Origin of the sequence: Pseudomonas silensiensis, assembly GCF_050434865.1 — a bacterium.
GTDB lineage: Bacteria > Pseudomonadota > Gammaproteobacteria > Pseudomonadales > Pseudomonadaceae > Aquipseudomonas > Aquipseudomonas fluorescens_W.
Genome location: NZ_JBNDJH010000009.1, coordinates 45,440 through 62,201, shown reverse-complemented (window position 1 = coordinate 62,201; position 16,762 = coordinate 45,440). Strand labels below are relative to the sequence as shown.

General features: G+C 61.5%; 9 protein-coding genes. 2 read left to right on the top strand and 7 right to left on the bottom strand.

The genetic code is table 11. The features are described from left to right. Positions 1-34: 34 nt before the first annotated feature. The 3 genes from QF010_RS14800 to QF010_RS14790 form a co-directional block, all read right to left on the bottom strand. On the bottom strand, positions 35-7,927 hold the full coding sequence (locus QF010_RS14800; RefSeq protein ID WP_429533405.1) for an Ig-like domain-containing protein: 7,893 nt from the start codon (positions 7,925-7,927) through the stop codon (positions 35-37). A gap of 51 nt (positions 7,928-7,978) precedes the next feature. Further along, a complete protein-coding gene (locus tag QF010_RS14795) occupies positions 7,979-8,824 on the bottom strand; it encodes a sulfotransferase family protein (protein WP_429533404.1) in 846 nt (281 codons plus the stop codon). A gap of 119 nt (positions 8,825-8,943) precedes the next feature. After that, positions 8,944-10,515 carry a glycosyltransferase family 39 protein gene (locus QF010_RS14790; protein ID WP_429533403.1) on the bottom strand — a complete coding sequence of 524 codons (1,572 nt, stop codon included), beginning with the start codon at positions 10,513-10,515 and terminating at the stop codon, positions 8,944-8,946. A gap of 241 nt (positions 10,516-10,756) precedes the next feature. Between QF010_RS14790 and QF010_RS14785 the strand changes: the two genes are divergently transcribed. Together QF010_RS14785 and QF010_RS14780 are read left to right on the top strand one after the other, a co-directional pair. Further along, entirely contained in the window at positions 10,757-11,344 is a 588-nt protein-coding gene (locus tag QF010_RS14785; RefSeq protein ID WP_429533402.1) for a phage tail protein, read from the top strand. Between the two features lie 54 nt (positions 11,345-11,398). Next, entirely contained in the window at positions 11,399-11,710 is a 312-nt protein-coding gene (locus QF010_RS14780; RefSeq protein ID WP_429533401.1) for a DUF6916 family protein, read from the top strand. A gap of 124 nt (positions 11,711-11,834) precedes the next feature. Here the strand turns inward: QF010_RS14780 and QF010_RS14775 are convergent, their stop codons facing one another. Genes QF010_RS14775 through QF010_RS14760 form a run of 4 tightly spaced genes read right to left on the bottom strand, consistent with a single transcriptional unit; the run spans position 11,835 to position 16,531 of the window. Continuing rightward, positions 11,835-12,332, bottom strand: coding sequence for a GNAT family N-acetyltransferase (locus QF010_RS14775; protein ID WP_429533400.1), 498 nt, complete (start codon positions 12,330-12,332; stop codon positions 11,835-11,837). A 12-nt stretch (positions 12,333-12,344) separates the two neighbouring features. Beyond that, entirely contained in the window at positions 12,345-14,441 is a 2,097-nt protein-coding gene (locus QF010_RS14770; protein WP_429533399.1) for a site-2 protease family protein, read from the bottom strand. Further along, on the bottom strand, positions 14,442-15,761 hold the full coding sequence (locus QF010_RS14765; protein WP_033058661.1) for an efflux RND transporter periplasmic adaptor subunit: 1,320 nt from the start codon (positions 15,759-15,761) through the stop codon (positions 14,442-14,444). Continuing rightward, positions 15,758-16,531: an efflux RND transporter periplasmic adaptor subunit gene (locus tag QF010_RS14760; protein ID WP_033058662.1), complete on the bottom strand. Its 774-nt coding sequence runs from the start codon at positions 16,529-16,531 to the stop codon at positions 15,758-15,760. Before QF010_RS14760 ends, QF010_RS14765 begins: the two co-directional genes overlap by 4 nt. Positions 16,532-16,762 lie beyond the last annotated feature (231 nt).

The following is a 16,762-nucleotide window of genomic DNA, read 5'->3' as shown; positions in this document are numbered from 1 at the left end:
CTGCCCCTGGGTACTGCATTGTTTTAAGGGTTTTTCAGGCCTGCATTTCGCTGATGCCGACTTGCTTCAACGCCGCGGCCAGGGTGTCGACCTGCCGCTGCTCGGTGTCTTTGATCTGTTGCAATTGCTGGTTCAATGTCAACGCGCCGAACACGCCGCGCAGCCCTTGGGAAACATCCCCGCCCTTGATCGAATGACTGCCGAAAGAATTCAGCTCGCCTCGTTCGCTGCCGGAGTACTGATTGAACAGACCGGACAACGTACTGGTGCTAAACACCCCGCCATCGCCACCACCAAAGCCGAGGAAGCCGTTGCCCGAGCCATCGCCACCGTTGTCGCTGCTGCTGAATACCTGGGCGATGAAGCTGGGCGCCAGCGCACCGTGGTTGATGAAGATGTCGCCCAGCGGCCGGATGCCATTGCCGATCACGCGGCTTTCGAACAATGGGGTAAAGGTCAGCGGTGAGCCGAGATCACCGGTGGGTGGGGCAAAGATGATCGGTTGCAGAGGCACGTTGGGCTGATCGGAGACGGTCACCGGTGGTGGGACCCGGGCCAGCGGGTCGGGCGTTACGACCACGGCAGGCGTCTGCACTGGCACGGTGTCGATGGTGTAGTTATTGGACACCGCCACACCCGTGCCGGTATTGCCCGAACCGTCGCTGACGTTGCTGGTGTCCAGCGCGATGAAGTTGCTCGGGTCGGTGATGCTCGCGGTCGGCGTGAAGGTCGCCGTCCAGGTCTTGCCGCCATCGCTGCTGGTCAGGTTGGTCAACTCGCCGTTGGTGACGCTGAGGTCCGACAGATCGAAATCGCTTACCACTTCGCTGAAGGTGATCGTCACCAGCGTGGTCTGGCCGATGCTCAGGTTCGGGTTGGCGACGACGATTGTGGCGGTCGGCCGAGTCGCATCGAGTGCGTAGTTGTTGGAGATCGCGATTGTCGCGCCGAGGTTGCCAGCAGCGTCGGCCACGTTGCCGGTGTCGAGCAGGATCAGGTTGGTGGTGTCGTTGATATTGGCGGTCGGGGTCAGCGTGGCGGTCCAGGTCTTGCCGCCATCGCTGCTGAGCAGGTTGGACAACGTGCCATTGGCGACGCTGAGGTCCGACAGGTCGAAACCAGAAACCGCCTCGGTGAAGGTGATCGTGACCGTGGTCGTCTCGCCGATGCCCAAGCGGTTATCCGCCACCGCAATGGTCGCGGTCGGGCGAGCGGTGTCGATGGCGTAGTTGTTGGAATCGGTTACGCCCACGCCACTGTTGCCCGACGCGTTGGTCACACCGCTGTTGTCGAGGCTGATCAGGTTGGTGGTGTCCGTCACGTTGACGGTTGGGGTGAAGGTGGCGGTCCAGGTAACGCCGCCATCGCTGGACGACACGTTGCTCAGCGTGCCGTTGGCAATGCTCAGGTCCGCGTTGGTGAAACCGCTCACCGCTTCGCTGAAGGTGATGGTCACCCCTGAGGTTTCACCGGCCTTGAGGGCGTTGTCGGCCACCACGATGGTTGCGGTCGGCACCTGGGTCTCCACCACATAGTTGGCGGAGTTGGTCGTGCCCGAGCCCGCGTTGCCGGCCAGGTCCGAGACGCCGGTGTTGTTCAGGGTGATGAGGTTGGTGGCGTCGGTCACGCCGATGGTCGGGGTAAACGTCCCGGTCCAGGTGATACCGCCGTCGCTGCTGCTGACATTGCTCAACGTACCGTTGGCGACGCTCAAATCGCTGTTGTCGAAACCGCTTACCGCCTCGCTAAAGGTGATGGTCACCAGTGAGGTTTCGCCCGGTTTCAGGGTGGTATCGCTCAGCACGATGGTCGCGGTCGGGCGCTGGCTGTCGATAGCGTAATTATTGGAATCGGTGGTGCCGCTGCCGGCGTTGCCCGACAGGTCCGTGACTCCGGTGTTGTCCAGAGTGATCAGGTTGGTCGTGTCGGTGATGCCGGCGCTCGGGGTAAAGGTCGCCGTCCAGGTGACGCCGCCGTCGCTGCTGCTCACGGCCGTCAACGTGCCGTTGGCAATCGTCAGGTCGGCGTTGGTGAGACCGCTCACCGCCTCGCTGAAGGTGATGGTCACCAGGCTGGTCTGGCCAACGCCCAGAGCTGCATCAGCCACCACGATGGTCGCGGTTGGACGCTGTGTGTCGATGGCATAGTTGTTGGAGTCGGTGGTGCCGCTGCCGGCATTGCCCGAGGCGTTTTGCACGCCCGTGTTGTCCAGGGTGATCAGGTTACTGGTGTCGGTGATGGCGATGGTCGGGGTGAATATTGCGGTCCAGGTGATGCCGCCATCGCCGCTGGTCACCGCCGTCAACGTGCCGTTGGCGATGGTCAGGTCGGCATTGGAGAAACCGCTGACGGCTTCGCTGAAGGTAATAGTGACCAGCGACGTTTCACCGACGCTCAGCGCATTGTCGGCGACGACGATGGTGGCGGTCGGCAGCACGGTGTCGATGGTGAAGTTGGCCGAGTTGGTGGTGCCGCTGCCCGCGTTGCCGGCAATATCGGCCACGCCGGTGTTGTTCAGAATGATGAGGTTGCTGGTGTCCTTGACGCCGACGGTCGGTGTGAAGGTCGCGGTCCATGTGATACCGCCGTCGCTGCTGCTGACCGCGCTCAAGGTGCCGTTAGGAATGCTCAAGTCACTGTTGTCGAAACCGCTGACTGCTTCGCTGAACGTGATGGTCACCAGTGAAGTTTCGCCGGCGCTTAGCGTGCTGTCGGCGACCACAATCGTGGCGGTCGGACGCAGGCTGTCGATCACGTAGTTGTTGGAATCGGTGGTACCCGAGCCAGTGTTACTGGCCGCGTCCGCAATGCCGGTGTTGTCCAGCGTGATGATATTGGTCGCATCGTTGATGCTCGCCGCCGGCGTGAAGGTCGCGGTGTAGGTGATGTTATCGCTGGTGCTCAAGCCGCTCAGGGTGCCGTTGTCGACCGTAAAGTCGGCAAGGGTTAAACCGGTCACCGCTTCGCTGAAAGTGATGGTCACCAGCGAGGTTTGGCCAAGCGCCAGTGTTGGATCCGCCACGACGATGGTCGCGGTTGGTCGCACGGTATCGATGGCGTAGTTGTTCGAATCGGTAGTCCCGCTGCCGGCGTTGCCCGAAGCATTTTGCACACCGCTATTGTCCAGGCTGATCAGGTTGGTCGCGTCGGTGATGCTCGTCGTTGGCGTGAAAGTCGCTGTCCAGGTAATCCCGCCGTCGCTGCTGCTCACCGCGGTCAATGTGCCGTTGGCGATGGTCAGGTCGGCGTTGCTGAAACCGGTCACCGCTTCAGAGAACGTAATGGTCACCAGGGATGTTTCGCCGATGTTCAGCGCGTTGTCGGCAACCACGATAGTAGCGGTCGGCAGCACGGTGTCGATTGTGTAGTTACCGGAGTTGGTAGTGCCGCTGCCCGTGTTGCCAGCCAAGTCAGCCACGCCGGTATTGTTCAGGGTGATGACGTTGCTTGAGTCATTCACGCCAACGGTGGGCGTGAAAGTCGCGGTCCAGGTGATGCCGCCGTCGCTGCTGCTCACCGCCGTCAACGTGCCGTTGGCGATGCTCAGGTCGGCGTTGGTGAAACCGCTGACCGCTTCGCTGAACGTGATGGTCACCAGCGAGGTTTCACCGGCACTCAGGGTCGGGTCGGCCAGAACGATGGTCGCCGTAGGTCGAACCGTGTCGATCACATAGTTATTGGAATCGGTGGTGCCGCTACCGGCGTTGCCCGACAGGTCCGCGATCCCGGTGTTGTCCAGGGTGATCAGGTTGGTCGTGTCGTTGATGTTGGCGCTCGGAGTAAAGGTCGCCGTCCAGGTGATGCCGCCGTCGCTGCTGCTCACCGCCGTCAACGTGCCGTTGGCGATCGTCAAATCGGCGTTGGTGAAACCGCTGACCGCTTCACTGAAGGTGATGGTCACCAGCGAGGTCTCGCCGATTTTCAATGCAGTGTCCGCCACCACGACCGTGGCCGTCGGGCGCACAGTGTCGATGGCGTAGTTGTTGGAATCGGTGGTGCCGCTGCCGGCGTTACCGCTGCTGGTGGCCTGCACGCCGCTGTTGTCCAGGGTGATCAGGTTGGTCGTATCGGTGATGCTGGCGGTTGGCGTGAAAGTCGCCGTCCAGGTAATCCCGCCGTCGCTGCTGCTCACCGCCGTCAATGTGCCGTTGGGGATGGTCAGGTCGGCGTTGGTGAAACCGGATACAGCCTCTGAGAAGGTGATGGTTACGAGGGACGTTTCACCAATTTTCAGCGCAGTATCCGCCACCACGATGGTGGCGGTCGGCGGCACGGTGTCGATCGTGTAATTGCCCGAGTTGGTGGTGCCGCTGCCCGAGTTGCCGGACAAGTCCGCCACACTGGTATTGTTCAGGGTGATGACGTTGGTCAGGTCATTCACACCAACGGTTGGGGTGAAGGTCGCGGTCCAGGTGATGCCACCGTCGCTGCTGCTCACCGCCGTCAATGTGCCGTTGGCGATGGTCAAATCCGCATTGGTGAAACCGCTGACCGCTTCGCTGAAGGTAATGGTCACCAGCGAGGTTTCGCCCGCTGTCAGGGCGCTATCGGCCAACACAATCGTGGCGGTCGGCCGGACGGTATCGATGGCATAGTTGTTGGAATCGGTGGTGCCGCTACCGGCGTTGCCCGACAGGTCCGCGATCCCGGTGTTGTTCAGGGTGATCAGGTTGGTCGTGTCGTTGATGCTCGCGGAAGGCGTGAACGTGGCGGTCCAGGTGATCCCGCCGTCGCTACTGCTCACCGCGGTCAAGGTACCGTTGGCAATCGTCAGGTCGGCGTTGGTGAAACCGCTGACCGCTTCGCTGAAGGTGATGGTCACCAGCGAGGTTTCGCCGATTTTCAGCGCAGTGTCCGCCACCACGATGGTTGCTGTTGGCCGCACGGTGTCGATCGCGTAGTTGTTCGAATCGGTAGTGCCGCTGCCCGCGTTGCCGGACTGATCGCTGACCCCGGTGTTATCCAGGGTGATCAGGTTGGTTGTGTCAGTGATGCTGGCGGTTGGCGTGAAGGTCGCGGTCCAGGTGATGCCGCCGTCACTGCTGCTCACGGCGGTCAAGGTGCCGTTGGCGATGGTCAGGTCCGCGTTGGTGAAACCGGTCACGGCCTCAGCGAACGTAATGGTCACCAGCGAGGTCTCGCCGATTTTCAGCGCAGTGTCGGCCACGACGATGGTTGCTGTCGGACGTAGTGTGTCGATCACATAGTTGTTCGAATCGGTGGTGCCAGCGCCGGTGTTGCCCGACAGGTCCGCGATCCCAGTGTTGTTCAGAGTGATCAGGTTGGTCGTGTCATTGATGCTCGCGTTCGGGGTGAAGGTCGCGGTCCAGGTGATGCCGCCGTCGCTGCTGCTCACGGCCGTCAACGTACCGTTGGCGATGGTCAGGTCCGCATTAGTGAACCCGCTGACCGCTTCGCTGAAGGTGAATGTCACCAGCGAGGTTTCGCCGATTTTCAGCGCATTGTCCGCCACCACAATGGTCGCCGTTGGCCGCACGGTATCGATGGCGTAGTTGTTCGAATCGGTGGTGCCGCTGCCGGCGTTGCCGGCCAGGTCGCTGACCCCGGTGTTGTCCAGGGTGATCAGGTTAGTTGTGTCAGTGATGCTGGCAGTCGGGGTGAAGGTGCCCGTCCAGGTGATGCCGCCATCGCCGCTGCTCACCGCCGTCAAGGTGCCGTTGGCAATCGTCAGGTCGGCGTTGGTCAAACCGGTGACCGCTTCGTTGAAGGTAATCGTCACCAGCGAGGTTTCGCCGATTTTCAACGCATTGTCCGCCACGACAATTGTGGCGGTCGGGCGTTCGGTGTCGACGACGTAGTTATTGGAATTGGTGGTACCGACGCCGGCAGTGCCCAGGCCGTTGATCACGCCGGTGTTGTCCAGAGTGATGAGGTTGGTCGTATCGGAAATACTGGCAGTCGGCGTAAACGTTGCCGTCCAGGTGATGCCGCCATCGCTGCTGCTCACCGCCGTCAATGTGCCGTTGGCGATGGTGAGATCCGCATTGGTGAATCCGGTCACGGCCTCGGAAAAGGTGATCGTCACCAAGGACGTTTCACCGATGATCAGGGTGGTGTCAGTGACCACAATGGTCGCGGTCGGTGGTGGCGAATACGCCGTATTGAGTACACCGCCGTCGTTGTAGATGCTCGCGAAGGCGGTCGGCGAGGTGCCGGTTGAACCTCCGCCCTGCGCGGTACCGCCTGCACCACTGCCCGCCGCATTACCGGCCAGGGCCGCGAAGTTGGCGGCCGTCATCAGCAGTGTGCCTTTGTTCCAGATCGCGCCGACGCCCCGGCCGCCGATGCCGCCATTGCTGGCATTGCTACCTTGGCCGCCGCCACCGCCGCCGCCGCCACCCGCGCCAATGTTATTGCTGATGGTCGACGTGCCGATGACGGTGATGGTGCCGCTGCTGGCGTTGTAAATCCCGCCCACCGCGTTGCCGCCGGCGCCACCCACCTTGTCCCAACCGGCCCCGCCGCCACCGCCACCAATGGAAATCGTGCCGTTGGTGGCCGTCGAACCGTTACCGCCGTTGCTGTAATAGGAAACGCCCACCCCGCCCGCACCGCCAGTGGTGGTACCGCCGCGACCGCCCATGTGGGTCGCGTCATAACCGCCGCCGTAACCGCCGACACCGCCGCTGCCCGCCTGGCCGCCCAACGTACCGGTGCCCGGGCCTGCCGACCCACCATGCCCGCCGCCCTGGCCGCCCAAGCCACCACCGCCACCGCCACCGCCGCCGTAATTCGCTGGCGTCACTCCGCCACCACCACCGCCACCGGAAGCCCCGTTGGAGGTCACGGAAACGTTGTTCAGGGTCAGAATCCCTGCGTTGAAAATGCCCCCGGCCATCGCGCCCGTGGCACCGTAGCCACCGTTGCCGCCATTCCCCGACACCAGGCCTCGGGTGATCACCAAACCATCGAGCGTCACGGTACTGCCAGACGCTACTTCAATTACTCGGGTCCTGTACTGACCATCAAGAATCACGTCAGCCGCGCCGTCATTATTCAGGTCGCCATCAACGGTGATGTTTTTGTTGATCAGCAGTTCGGACGTCAGTTGCACCGTCATGCCGGTGCTGAAGGTGACGATATCGCCGTTCTGCGCCGAGGCCATGGCGGCACGCAGTGAGCCAACCCCGGTGTTGGCGTTGTTAGTGGCGGTCCAGGTGGCCAGGCCCCACTGATACTCGCTCATGGCCGTGGTCGAGAGGACGTTGGCGCTTTCGATGTTGCCGGTGGCAATTTCCAGATCCCAATCGCCGCCGACACCGGTGCGATTGCTCGAAGCGGCCACATCCCGGCCGGTCAGTTGCGCCAGCGAATCGACGAAACTCAAGCCGCGCTGGCCTTCGGCGGTGTAGCAGCCGTAGATCATGATGTCGCCGCCGACATTCATGTCTTTGCCGATTTCCGCCAGCACGGCGCTGCGAGCCGCGACGTTGTCGGCGGACAGATAACTATCGCCCAGCCACAGATCGCCCGCGTTGCCGTGGGCAATGATCTGCACCGAACTGATGCCCTGATGGTGATCTAAGTAGTCGGCAATCTGCTGCAAGCCGTCCCTGCTCGCATCCAGCTGAACCACTTGAGTACCGGGCGCCACCCCTTTGAGCAGGCTGTCGGCGTCCTTGACCCGGGAATCGACGAACACCACGCTCTGCCCCGGCACGGCAACGGGCGCCGTCGCAGGCGTCGCATCGGCCTGGCCGTGGGTGTCTTTGCTGGCGACCGCTTGATCGGCCGTCGGCGTTTTGGCCGCATCGGCGGTGGGATGGCTGTCAGGCTGAGCGGCATCCGCCACCGTAGCCGCGACCGCGCCGTCGAACAGCATGCGCGGTTCCAGGGACATGATCATTGGCGAGGCCAGCGCCCGTGCGCCTTCGGTAACTCGCGACTTGCCGTTGCTCCACCACATGCTGCTCACCCGGACTCGAACTTGTTTGACGCGCCAATGAAAACGCCGCGATCAACTGATCGCGGCGTCGGCCTTCATACGAATGACATTGGCGGCGCTGGCTGAGCCATCGAGCCAAAAGGACAATTCAGCGTATTGCTTGAACAAATCCGGTGGCAGGATCGTGCGCCGCGATTGCCGTTCGACTTTGGGTTTGACCCTGTGCAGGCCAGAGACGCCGAGGGCTTGATCGAACTCCGGCGCGTCGTAGGCGAGGTTGTCAAAGTCATGCTCGAACCAGGGTTCGCCGATGAAGTCGTAGACCAGCCGCATGACCCGATCAGGGGCCTGGGTCAGCAAGTCGTAATCGACAATCAGCAACGAATCGGCGTGTTCGCCGTAATAGGCTTCCTTGAGCGCTGCCCAGGCAAAACCCACCAGACGATTGCGTTGCGCCAGGGTTTCACAACGGCTGTAGACGGTGTTGCGTTCGACCGCGTCGCCGAACAGCTTGGTGTTTTCAAAGGGGTTGGCGCGGTATAGACGCTCGATGCTGTCCATGACCCAGGCGACATTGCGCACGCAGGCAATGACCTTGGCTTGGGGGAACAGGTCGCTGATGGCCGGCAGGCGCGAACTCCACAAGCGGTTGGTGTCGAACACCACCGGTTTGTCGGCCTTGTCGGCGTAGAAGGAATCGAACAGACCGCGAAGCAAACGACGGCGCAGATCGGTATCGATCACCGCACCGAACTCGCTGCCGGCGCTGCACTGCTCCAGAACACCGGAAAACAGGGCGCCAACGGGGCTGGTCATGCCGGCATGAAAGCGCGGGTTTTGCAAAAGAATCGCAGAAAGCAGGGTCGAGCCTGAGCGCGGCAAACCGGAAATAAAATGGAACTGTGGCAATCCCTTCACCCTAGTCACAAATCCTTTATGTACGACGGAGCGTAGACCATGATCAGTCTTACGGGTAATGGTGTTTTGATATCAAATCGAAACTAAATCGTCTGAAAAAAGCGATTTTGGTTACAAGCTCAATGCAACACGAACAAACGCGCGTTGGCGCCTCCCGCCTGCGTTACGCCAACGTTCTGCCAGCCTGCGGGCAGCGGCGCGAATTCGTCCGGTACATCGACGGTGCCGATCAACCACACGCGTCCGCTGCCTTTGGGCAAATCGCCGAGGCTGTCGAGGTAAATATCCTGGGTCACCAGCGTGCCGAAACCATAGGCATTCGGCCGACTCGAAACACCCTTGGCCGACGGCGGGGTGTACAGCAGCGGTTTGGCGTCGGTGCGGTTGTAGTAGACGTAACTGAGGTACCAGAGCATATCGCTGGTGACGATCCGGTCACCGGCAACGAAGTGCTGGTTCACGTAGTCGACCATGACGCTGATTTGATCGTTGGTATCGACCGTGGCGTTGTTGTTCAGCCCCACCAGTTCGACGCCGATAAACAACACCAGCACCGTCACGGCCAACACCCGGAAGACGGCGTACAGGCGATCGATGGCCAATGCGGCAATCATCGGTAAGCCGAGGGCGTACGCGGTGAGGTAGCGTTCGATGAACACCGGCGAGATGAACGACGCCGAAAACACCAGCAACACCGGCAAAACGGTGTAGATCACCACCAATGCACTGCCACGAATGACACTGCGATCCCGCGCCAGCGCCACCCACACCAAGGCCAGCGACGCCAAGGGCAACGTGATGAAAACCCATGTGGGGAGGTTCTCGCCATCGTCCTGGATCAGGAACGACCAGATCATCGAAGGCAACGAGGCGAAGGTGACCGGTGTCTCCCACCCTACATCGCCATTGGCTTTTAGCTTATCCATGTGCTGCATCAGATCAATCAGGCTGGGCACCCATGGCATGTACACCAACACGATCGCCATGTTCGCCACCCACCAGCCGGGCTGCTGGATATGCCGCAAACGATAACCAGGCCGTACGCAGATCAGCCCCAGATACAGCCAGTGACACAGCACGCACAGGGCGGTGAAGTAATGGGTGTAGAACGCCGCGCTCATCAGCAGTGCGTAAATCACCAGATAGCGCTTATGTCCCGGGTGTTTGATCCAGTAAACCAGGGCGATCGTGGCACCGATCAGCCACAGCCCCAGCAACGAATACATGCGCACTTCCTGGCTGTAACGCACGGCGGTAGGCAGCAACGCCAACAGGACGCCGGCCAACAATGCGGCGCGGCGAGTGGCAAGCAAGTCCACCAGCCAGACACCCAGCGCCACGGTGGCAATCCCTGGTAGCGCGCTTAAGGTTCGAATCGAAAAAATGCCATCGCCAAACAGCTCGATCCAGCCATGCAGCAGCATGAAATACAGCGGAGGGTGCACATCATGGGCGGCATGCACCCAGATCTCGCTCAATGAATATTGGCTCAACAGCAGGCTGGAACCTTCGTCGCCCCAAATAGCCGCCGCCGTCAGGTCGTAGAAACGCACCAGCGCGGCCAAGGCCAGGATCGGCAACAGCCAGTGCTCCCGCGCCCATCGCAGCATTCGCTGAACAATCGCCCAGACGCCGGGTGCCTCGTGCGGGCCTTGGGTGCCGTCAATCGGCGTTTCTCTGTGTGCCTCCATTGCCTCCCCTCAAGACTGCCGGTGAAAAACCTTGATGCTTGCAATCACTGTAGGACAGCGACAGTGCCGTCGTCGATGCTGGCTTTACGACCAACGACATTCGGCAATCAGGCCGATCAACTACGCTCTGGCGTGGCGTGATCCAGCCACGGAGATGAATGGAGTCGGCTGTACGCAACGATGTGCCCGCACGGGCAATCTGCGTGGCGCGCCAGACAACTAACCTGAGGGATAAGGAACTATGGAAGTATTCATGGGCACTGTTCAGTCTTTTGCCTTTAACTTCGCCCCTAACGGCTGGGCCCTGTGTAACGGCCAGACACTGGGGATCTCGCAATACCAGGCGCTGTTCTCGCTGCTGGGAACCTACTATGGAGGCAATGGCACCACCAACTTCATGCTACCCAACCTGCAAGGCCGAATGCCGATAGCACAGGGCAACGGGCTGAACCTGACCCCGCGCGTCATCGGTGAATTCTCCGGGACCGAGAACGTCACAGCCACCATCACCAACCTGCCGAACCACACCCACGCCTTGTCCGGGCTCACGGCCAGCACCACCCTGCAACTGGCCAGTCCGGCGAGCAACCCGGTCACCAACCCAACCGCGATCAACTCGTACATCGGTGCCTCGGGCGGCGGTCCGGGTTCGGCGAGCATCTACTCCGACGCGCAAGGCGCTGCGGCCGTGCCACTCAAAGGCGTGGCCACCACGGTCACAGGAGAAATCTCGTCCGCCGGTAACGGCCTGCCCATGGAAACGATGAACCCGTTCCTGGTGCTCAACTTCAGCATTGCCTTGAACGGGTTATTCCCTTCGCGCAACTGAGGTTCGGCCGGGGGATTCAATCCCCCGGCCATTTAAGATTTCTGGAGGGATGCCATGCTGCAACAGGTGCAAAGCCAACACTTTCAGGCGTTGCTGGGCAAGACGGGAACGCTGCGGCTACCGGATGGAAGTGAATTGCCGATCCATATCGGCAGCCTTGAAGAAACACCCTGCTCGCGGATGCCCAACAACGAGCGCATGCCGTTCAGTGTCGAATTCAACAGCCTGGAACCTACAGCGTTTGTCGATGGGTTATGCACGCTGGAATTGCCGGAATTGGGTCAGGTGCAAAACATCTTCGTCTCCCGGGTGCCGGCCATGGGACGTGACCCGGGCAAGGGATATTTCTACATCGCCTTCAACTGAACACACCGAAATCCAATGTAGGAGTGAGCCTGCTCGCGATAGCGGAGTGTCATTCACCCAAAATGTTGAATGATCCACCGCTATCGCGAGCAGGCTCGCTCCTACAGGGGGAGCAGTGGTGGATTCAGCTATGCGGATACCACACCAACCGCTCCGCCGCCGGGTTTCGCTCTTCGACCTGAAACCCCAGCGCCAGGTAATGCTGGCGCGCGCGGGGATTGTTGGCCCAAACCACCGTCGCTACCGGGCAACGAACCTGTTGCGCGGCTTTCTGCACACCTTGCAGCACCTTGCGGCCATAGCCCTGGCCGCGCGCCTGCGGAATGAACGCGAGGTACAGCACACGAATTTCATTAGGGCCAAAATCGGTGGTCAGCGCGCCGATGGCCGTGTCGAGTTTTTCCACCACGTAATGCATCGCGTTGGGGTAACGCTCACCCAAACCTTGCTCCTGCACCTGAAATTGCTGGGCGACCACCTGCTCAACCACTTCCCGCTCATCGTCGATCCATTGCAGGTCCGGTCGCGCCGCCTGGTAAAGGCGCTGCAAAAAAGGCCCATCGCTGGTCCGCGATGGCCGCACCACCAAACCATCCGCCGCCACTGAATCGCTATTCGCCATCGCTTGCTCTCCCTAGAAACCGCTTTCCCTGACACCCAGTGCCGCCAGACGCCGCCACGCAACACCCAGCAACGACTCGCCGCGCCCCTGCAACACCACAATGCCGCGCAAGGGTTGCACCGGCGTCGGTACCTCCTCGAGGACGCTCAACCGCGCCCCATATTGAGCCTGTACCGGCTCCGCTCTTTGATGCTGATCCCGGCGCACGGCAATCGGCCCATGGTGATCGGAGGTCAACGCTTCCTGATCGACAAATTCCGCGCCGTTGGTGTCGATTTCGCTCAGTTGCACGGCGATCGCCGGGTGCATCGGATCGTCGGCGATGAAGCGTCCGCTGGCACCCGTGGCGACACGCCAGAGTTCGACCTCGGCCAGATAACCGCGCAACCGCGCGCCGTCTTCGACCACCCGAGCCAACGGATCTTTGGTCGACAACCAGCGACCGACCGCCAACTGCGGCAACAGATCGCGCACCTTGCCGGCATGGGGCGCCCGCAGCAGCAGGCGCTCACGCTGGGCGACCAGGCCTCGGTATTCGGCGACCGCTTCGGCCAGGCGCTGTTCGACGATACCGGCGTCGGCAGCGGTTTCACTGCGACTGGCCTGGCGGCGCATCTGCAACTGCTGGATCTGGATTTCGCGACGGACGATGGCCTGACGCGAATCGAGGTCCGGGGATTCCAGCTCAATCAAAACCTGGCCCTGGGCAACCGCTTCACCATCGTGAACATTCACCGTTTTGACCCTCGCCGCGACTGGCGCGTGCAAGGCACTGGCGCGGCCAGCCTCCAGCATCGTCGGCAACTCGACGGCGCTGCGCCACGGCATGACCAGCATCAGCAATAGCCCAAACAAGGCCAGGCCACTGAGCAGCACCCGAGGCGCATGCGCCTGTTCGCGGCGAGTCCACCATTGCCGCCACTCACTCATGATCGGCAGGAAGATGAACCACACCAGCTCCACCAGCATCAGGAAAATCCCCAACACCTTGAAGAACAAGTGGTAGACCGCCAGCGCGATCCCGAAAAACAACGCCGCGCGCCACAGCCACGAGCCGTAACCCCAGATCAACAAACGCCGTTGCATCTTCGGCGACCAGGGCTCCGGCGCTGGCGCACCGTAACCGAATAAAAACTCACGCAAGCGCCAGCGGCACAGGGCAAACGCTCGGCCTTGAAGGTTGTCGACTTCCCAATAGTCGCTGAGCAAAAAATAGCCATCAAAACGCATGAACGGGTTGAGGTTGATCACCAGCGTGGTCATCCAGGTGGCACTGGCGAGCATGAACGCCGCCGTGCGTCCGGGACCGTCGGGCAGCAGTGACCAGGCGAGCAGCGCGATGCTCGCCAAAAGCAATTCCGCCAGCACGCCACCGGCGCCGATCAGCAGCCGCGCGCGGCGATCATTGACCCGCCAGGCGTCGCTGACGTCGGTGTAAAACATCGGCAGCAACACCATGAACGCCACGCCCATGCTCTGCACCCGACAACCGGCGCGCTTGGCCATGAAGGCGTGACCGAACTCGTGGCAGAGCTTGGCAAAGAACAGCGCCACGCCGAACGCCAGCGCGCCGCCGAGGCTGAACAAATGCGGGAAGGTCGCGATAAAGCGCTGCCAGTCCCGGGACACCAGAAACACGCCGAGCCCCAGGGTTGCCGGCAATCCGTAGCGCAACACGCGCGGACCGAAGCGCTCCAGCCATGGCCAGGCGCGATTGAGAAAAGCGTCCGGGCGCCACAACGGAATGCGGAAAAACAGGTACTGGTGCAGCAAGATCTGCCACAGCGACTGGCGTTGAGCGGCCGCTTTGAGGCTGTAACTGGCGCGCTGTTGCGGATCGAGGGCGGAGATCAGGTCGTGGCTGCGCAGAAAGCCCAGCAATTGCTCAAGCTCCGCGCCATCCAGCGGCAAACCTGGCTCGCGGTTGGCTGCACGCAGCACTTGCTCGGGATCACCCAAGGACCAATGGCGCAGCAAGCGCATCGCCGCCACGCCGAGTTTGAAATAGCGACCGCGCACCGGATCGGCCAGGGTCCAGCGCGGCGAGCCATCGAGCGCCGGTGATGCAGGTGTCAGCTGCAAGTCTGCACGCAGGTTGGGCAGGCTCATCTAAAGGCCCACACTCTGGCGCAAACCGGCCAGGGGTTTACGTAACAGGTACAGCGCCAGCGGCGCACGGTCACCGAAGACTTTCGCCGTCCCGCGCAGCCCGATACGCGGTGGTGTTTGCTGGAAACTGGCGTCGAGTCGATAAGCCAACTGCCCGCCGGCCGTGGGTTGTGCTTCATAAGCCGCGCGCTCGAGCCGGGCCAGATGCCGTTGCAACGGATCACTGTCGAGGAACAGCGCGACCTGCGCGCCAGGCTCCAGCGCAATCGCATCGCCCACCGCGAGTTCGATGCGCAACTCAGCCTGGGTCGGGTCGGCGATTTCCATCAGCCGCTCACCGGTCTGCACCGGTTTACCGGTCCAGCGCTCCGCGTCCGCGAACACCGCAATGCCTCCGCGCTCGGCGCGCACTTCGCTGCGCTTGAGCAGTTCGCGGGCGTAATCCCGCTCAGCACGTTTTTGCTCGACTCGCGCGGCCAGCAGATCGATTTTCGAGCTCGATTCGGCGTCGGCGAACGAGCGTTGGGAATTGGCCTTCAGCTCAGCTTCAGCAACCCCCAAGGCGCGCTCGGCCACATCGGCCTGGGCCCTGAGCGTGGTGCTTTCAAAGCGCAACAACAGGTCGCCAGTTTTCACCGTCTGATTGGGTTTGACCAGAAACTCGGCAATCACCCCGTCCAGCGGCGCCGCAACGACTCGGCCGCCCAGCGGAACGACTTCGGCCGGAGCCAGCACCGATTGGCGCACCGGAATGAGCAGCCCGAGCAACACCACCGCGACCAGCGCCACCTGACGTTTTCGTGTCCAGCGCAGTCGCCACGGTTTGCGCGGTTGCAGCGCCAGCCAGGCATGGCTGTAGGTGTCACCCAATTGCGACAGCAGCACTTGTTCGGAAGGATTCCACGGCAGGTCCCGCGCCAGCCACAGACCACCAAACACCTCACCTTGGTGATCGATCAGCGGCAGCCAGAACACCTGAGCCGCGGAAAGACTTTGCCAGTCCGCCTGAATCGATTCGCTGAGAACATTCGCCGGAATCACCCGCGCCTGTTTCAGCACCTCGAGCTTGAACAGCTGAGCCACGGCCTGCTCGACAAACGCCACGAACGGCGCATTCGGCTCCACCGCACTGACACCCGTCACGGCCTGCACCTTGCCGGCAATCAACAGCGCCGCGTGGCGAAAACCGAACAGCGCCTGGCTGTCATTGACCAGGCTGTAGGCCAATTGCGAAGGCGTGCGAGCGGCGCGGGTCAGGCGTTCGAGATCCAGAAACCTTGCGAACACCTGTTCAGCGCCACCCGTGACCGGGGCGTTCACTTGAACTCCGCGAAGCGTGCCGTGCCACTCATGCCAGCCAGCAAACCGTTGGCGTTGGGCAGCGTCGCCACCAGCAGCAAGGTCTGACTGCCTTCATCAATCCGTGCGCCGAGGCGTTTGACCGTGGCATCCAGTGGCTGACCGGTTTCATCGGGAACAAAGCTGAAGGTCTGGCCAGGCTTGAGCCGGGCCATCCAGCGCGACGGCACCAGCAAATGGATTTCCAGCGTGCGGTTGTCGACCACGTCCAGTAACGGCGTGCCGGCAGCGACGCTTTCATAACGCTTGACCTTGCGCTCGACGACCTGGCCATCGAACGGCGCCAGCACGCTGCAGCGCTTGACCTGGACCTGATAAACCTGGGATTGCGCCTGAGTCTCGCTGACCTTGGCCTCGGCCCGCGCCACTTCAAAACGCCCGACCGAATTCAACGCCGCCAATTGCTTGTTGTGGGACAACTCTTCACCGGCGCCACGATTGGCAGCCTGGGCCGCGTTGAGCTGGGCCTGATAAGCCGAGCAATCAAAACGCGCCAGGGTGTCACCCTTCTTGAACGACTCGCCCTCACTGAACGGCAACTCGACAATACGCCCGGACAACTCACTGGCCAGCACCGCCTGATCCCGGGCTCGCAGCACACCACGGGCCTCACTGCTGGCATTTGCACTGCCGCTGCTGTCCAGCAATGGATCATCGGGCGCAGGCGTTTGCGCCTGTACTACGCACGTTACAAAGGTCAATCCAATAACCCACACACGAACACGCCGCATAACCGTTACTCCCTGACGGATGAGCGGAGTCTATGACAGCGTGGGTGGGCGTCAAGCGGATGGGCGTCATTGGATAGAAATGTGCTGTATCAAAATAGACAAATTTCTCAGCACAGATACTTGGGCTTTCCTTCAGCACCCCTCGGTAATAAATCCCACATCAAATTGGGAACATACATTCAATTGATACGGAGAGCAGCGGTCGACACTTCAAACTTTTATCGAAATGCA

Excerpts from the sequence above, each read along its gene's own strand:
- QF010_RS14785 (WP_429533402.1), top strand. The coding sequence starts at position 10,757 with ATGGAAGTATTCATGGGCACTGTTCAGTCTTTTGCCTTTAACTTCGCC.
- QF010_RS14775 (WP_429533400.1), bottom strand. The coding sequence starts at position 12,332 with ATGGCGAATAGCGATTCAGTGGCGGCGGATGGTTTGGTGGTGCGGCCA.
- QF010_RS14760 (WP_033058662.1), bottom strand. The coding sequence starts at position 16,531 with ATGCGGCGTGTTCGTGTGTGGGTTATTGGATTGACCTTTGTAACGTGC.
- QF010_RS14780 (WP_429533401.1), top strand. The coding sequence starts at position 11,399 with ATGCTGCAACAGGTGCAAAGCCAACACTTTCAGGCGTTGCTGGGCAAG.
- QF010_RS14770 (WP_429533399.1), bottom strand. The coding sequence starts at position 14,441 with ATGAGCCTGCCCAACCTGCGTGCAGACTTGCAGCTGACACCTGCATCA.
- QF010_RS14800 (WP_429533405.1), bottom strand. The coding sequence starts at position 7,927 with ATGTGGTGGAGCAACGGCAAGTCGCGAGTTACCGAAGGCGCACGGGCG.
- QF010_RS14790 (WP_429533403.1), bottom strand. The coding sequence starts at position 10,515 with ATGGAGGCACACAGAGAAACGCCGATTGACGGCACCCAAGGCCCGCAC.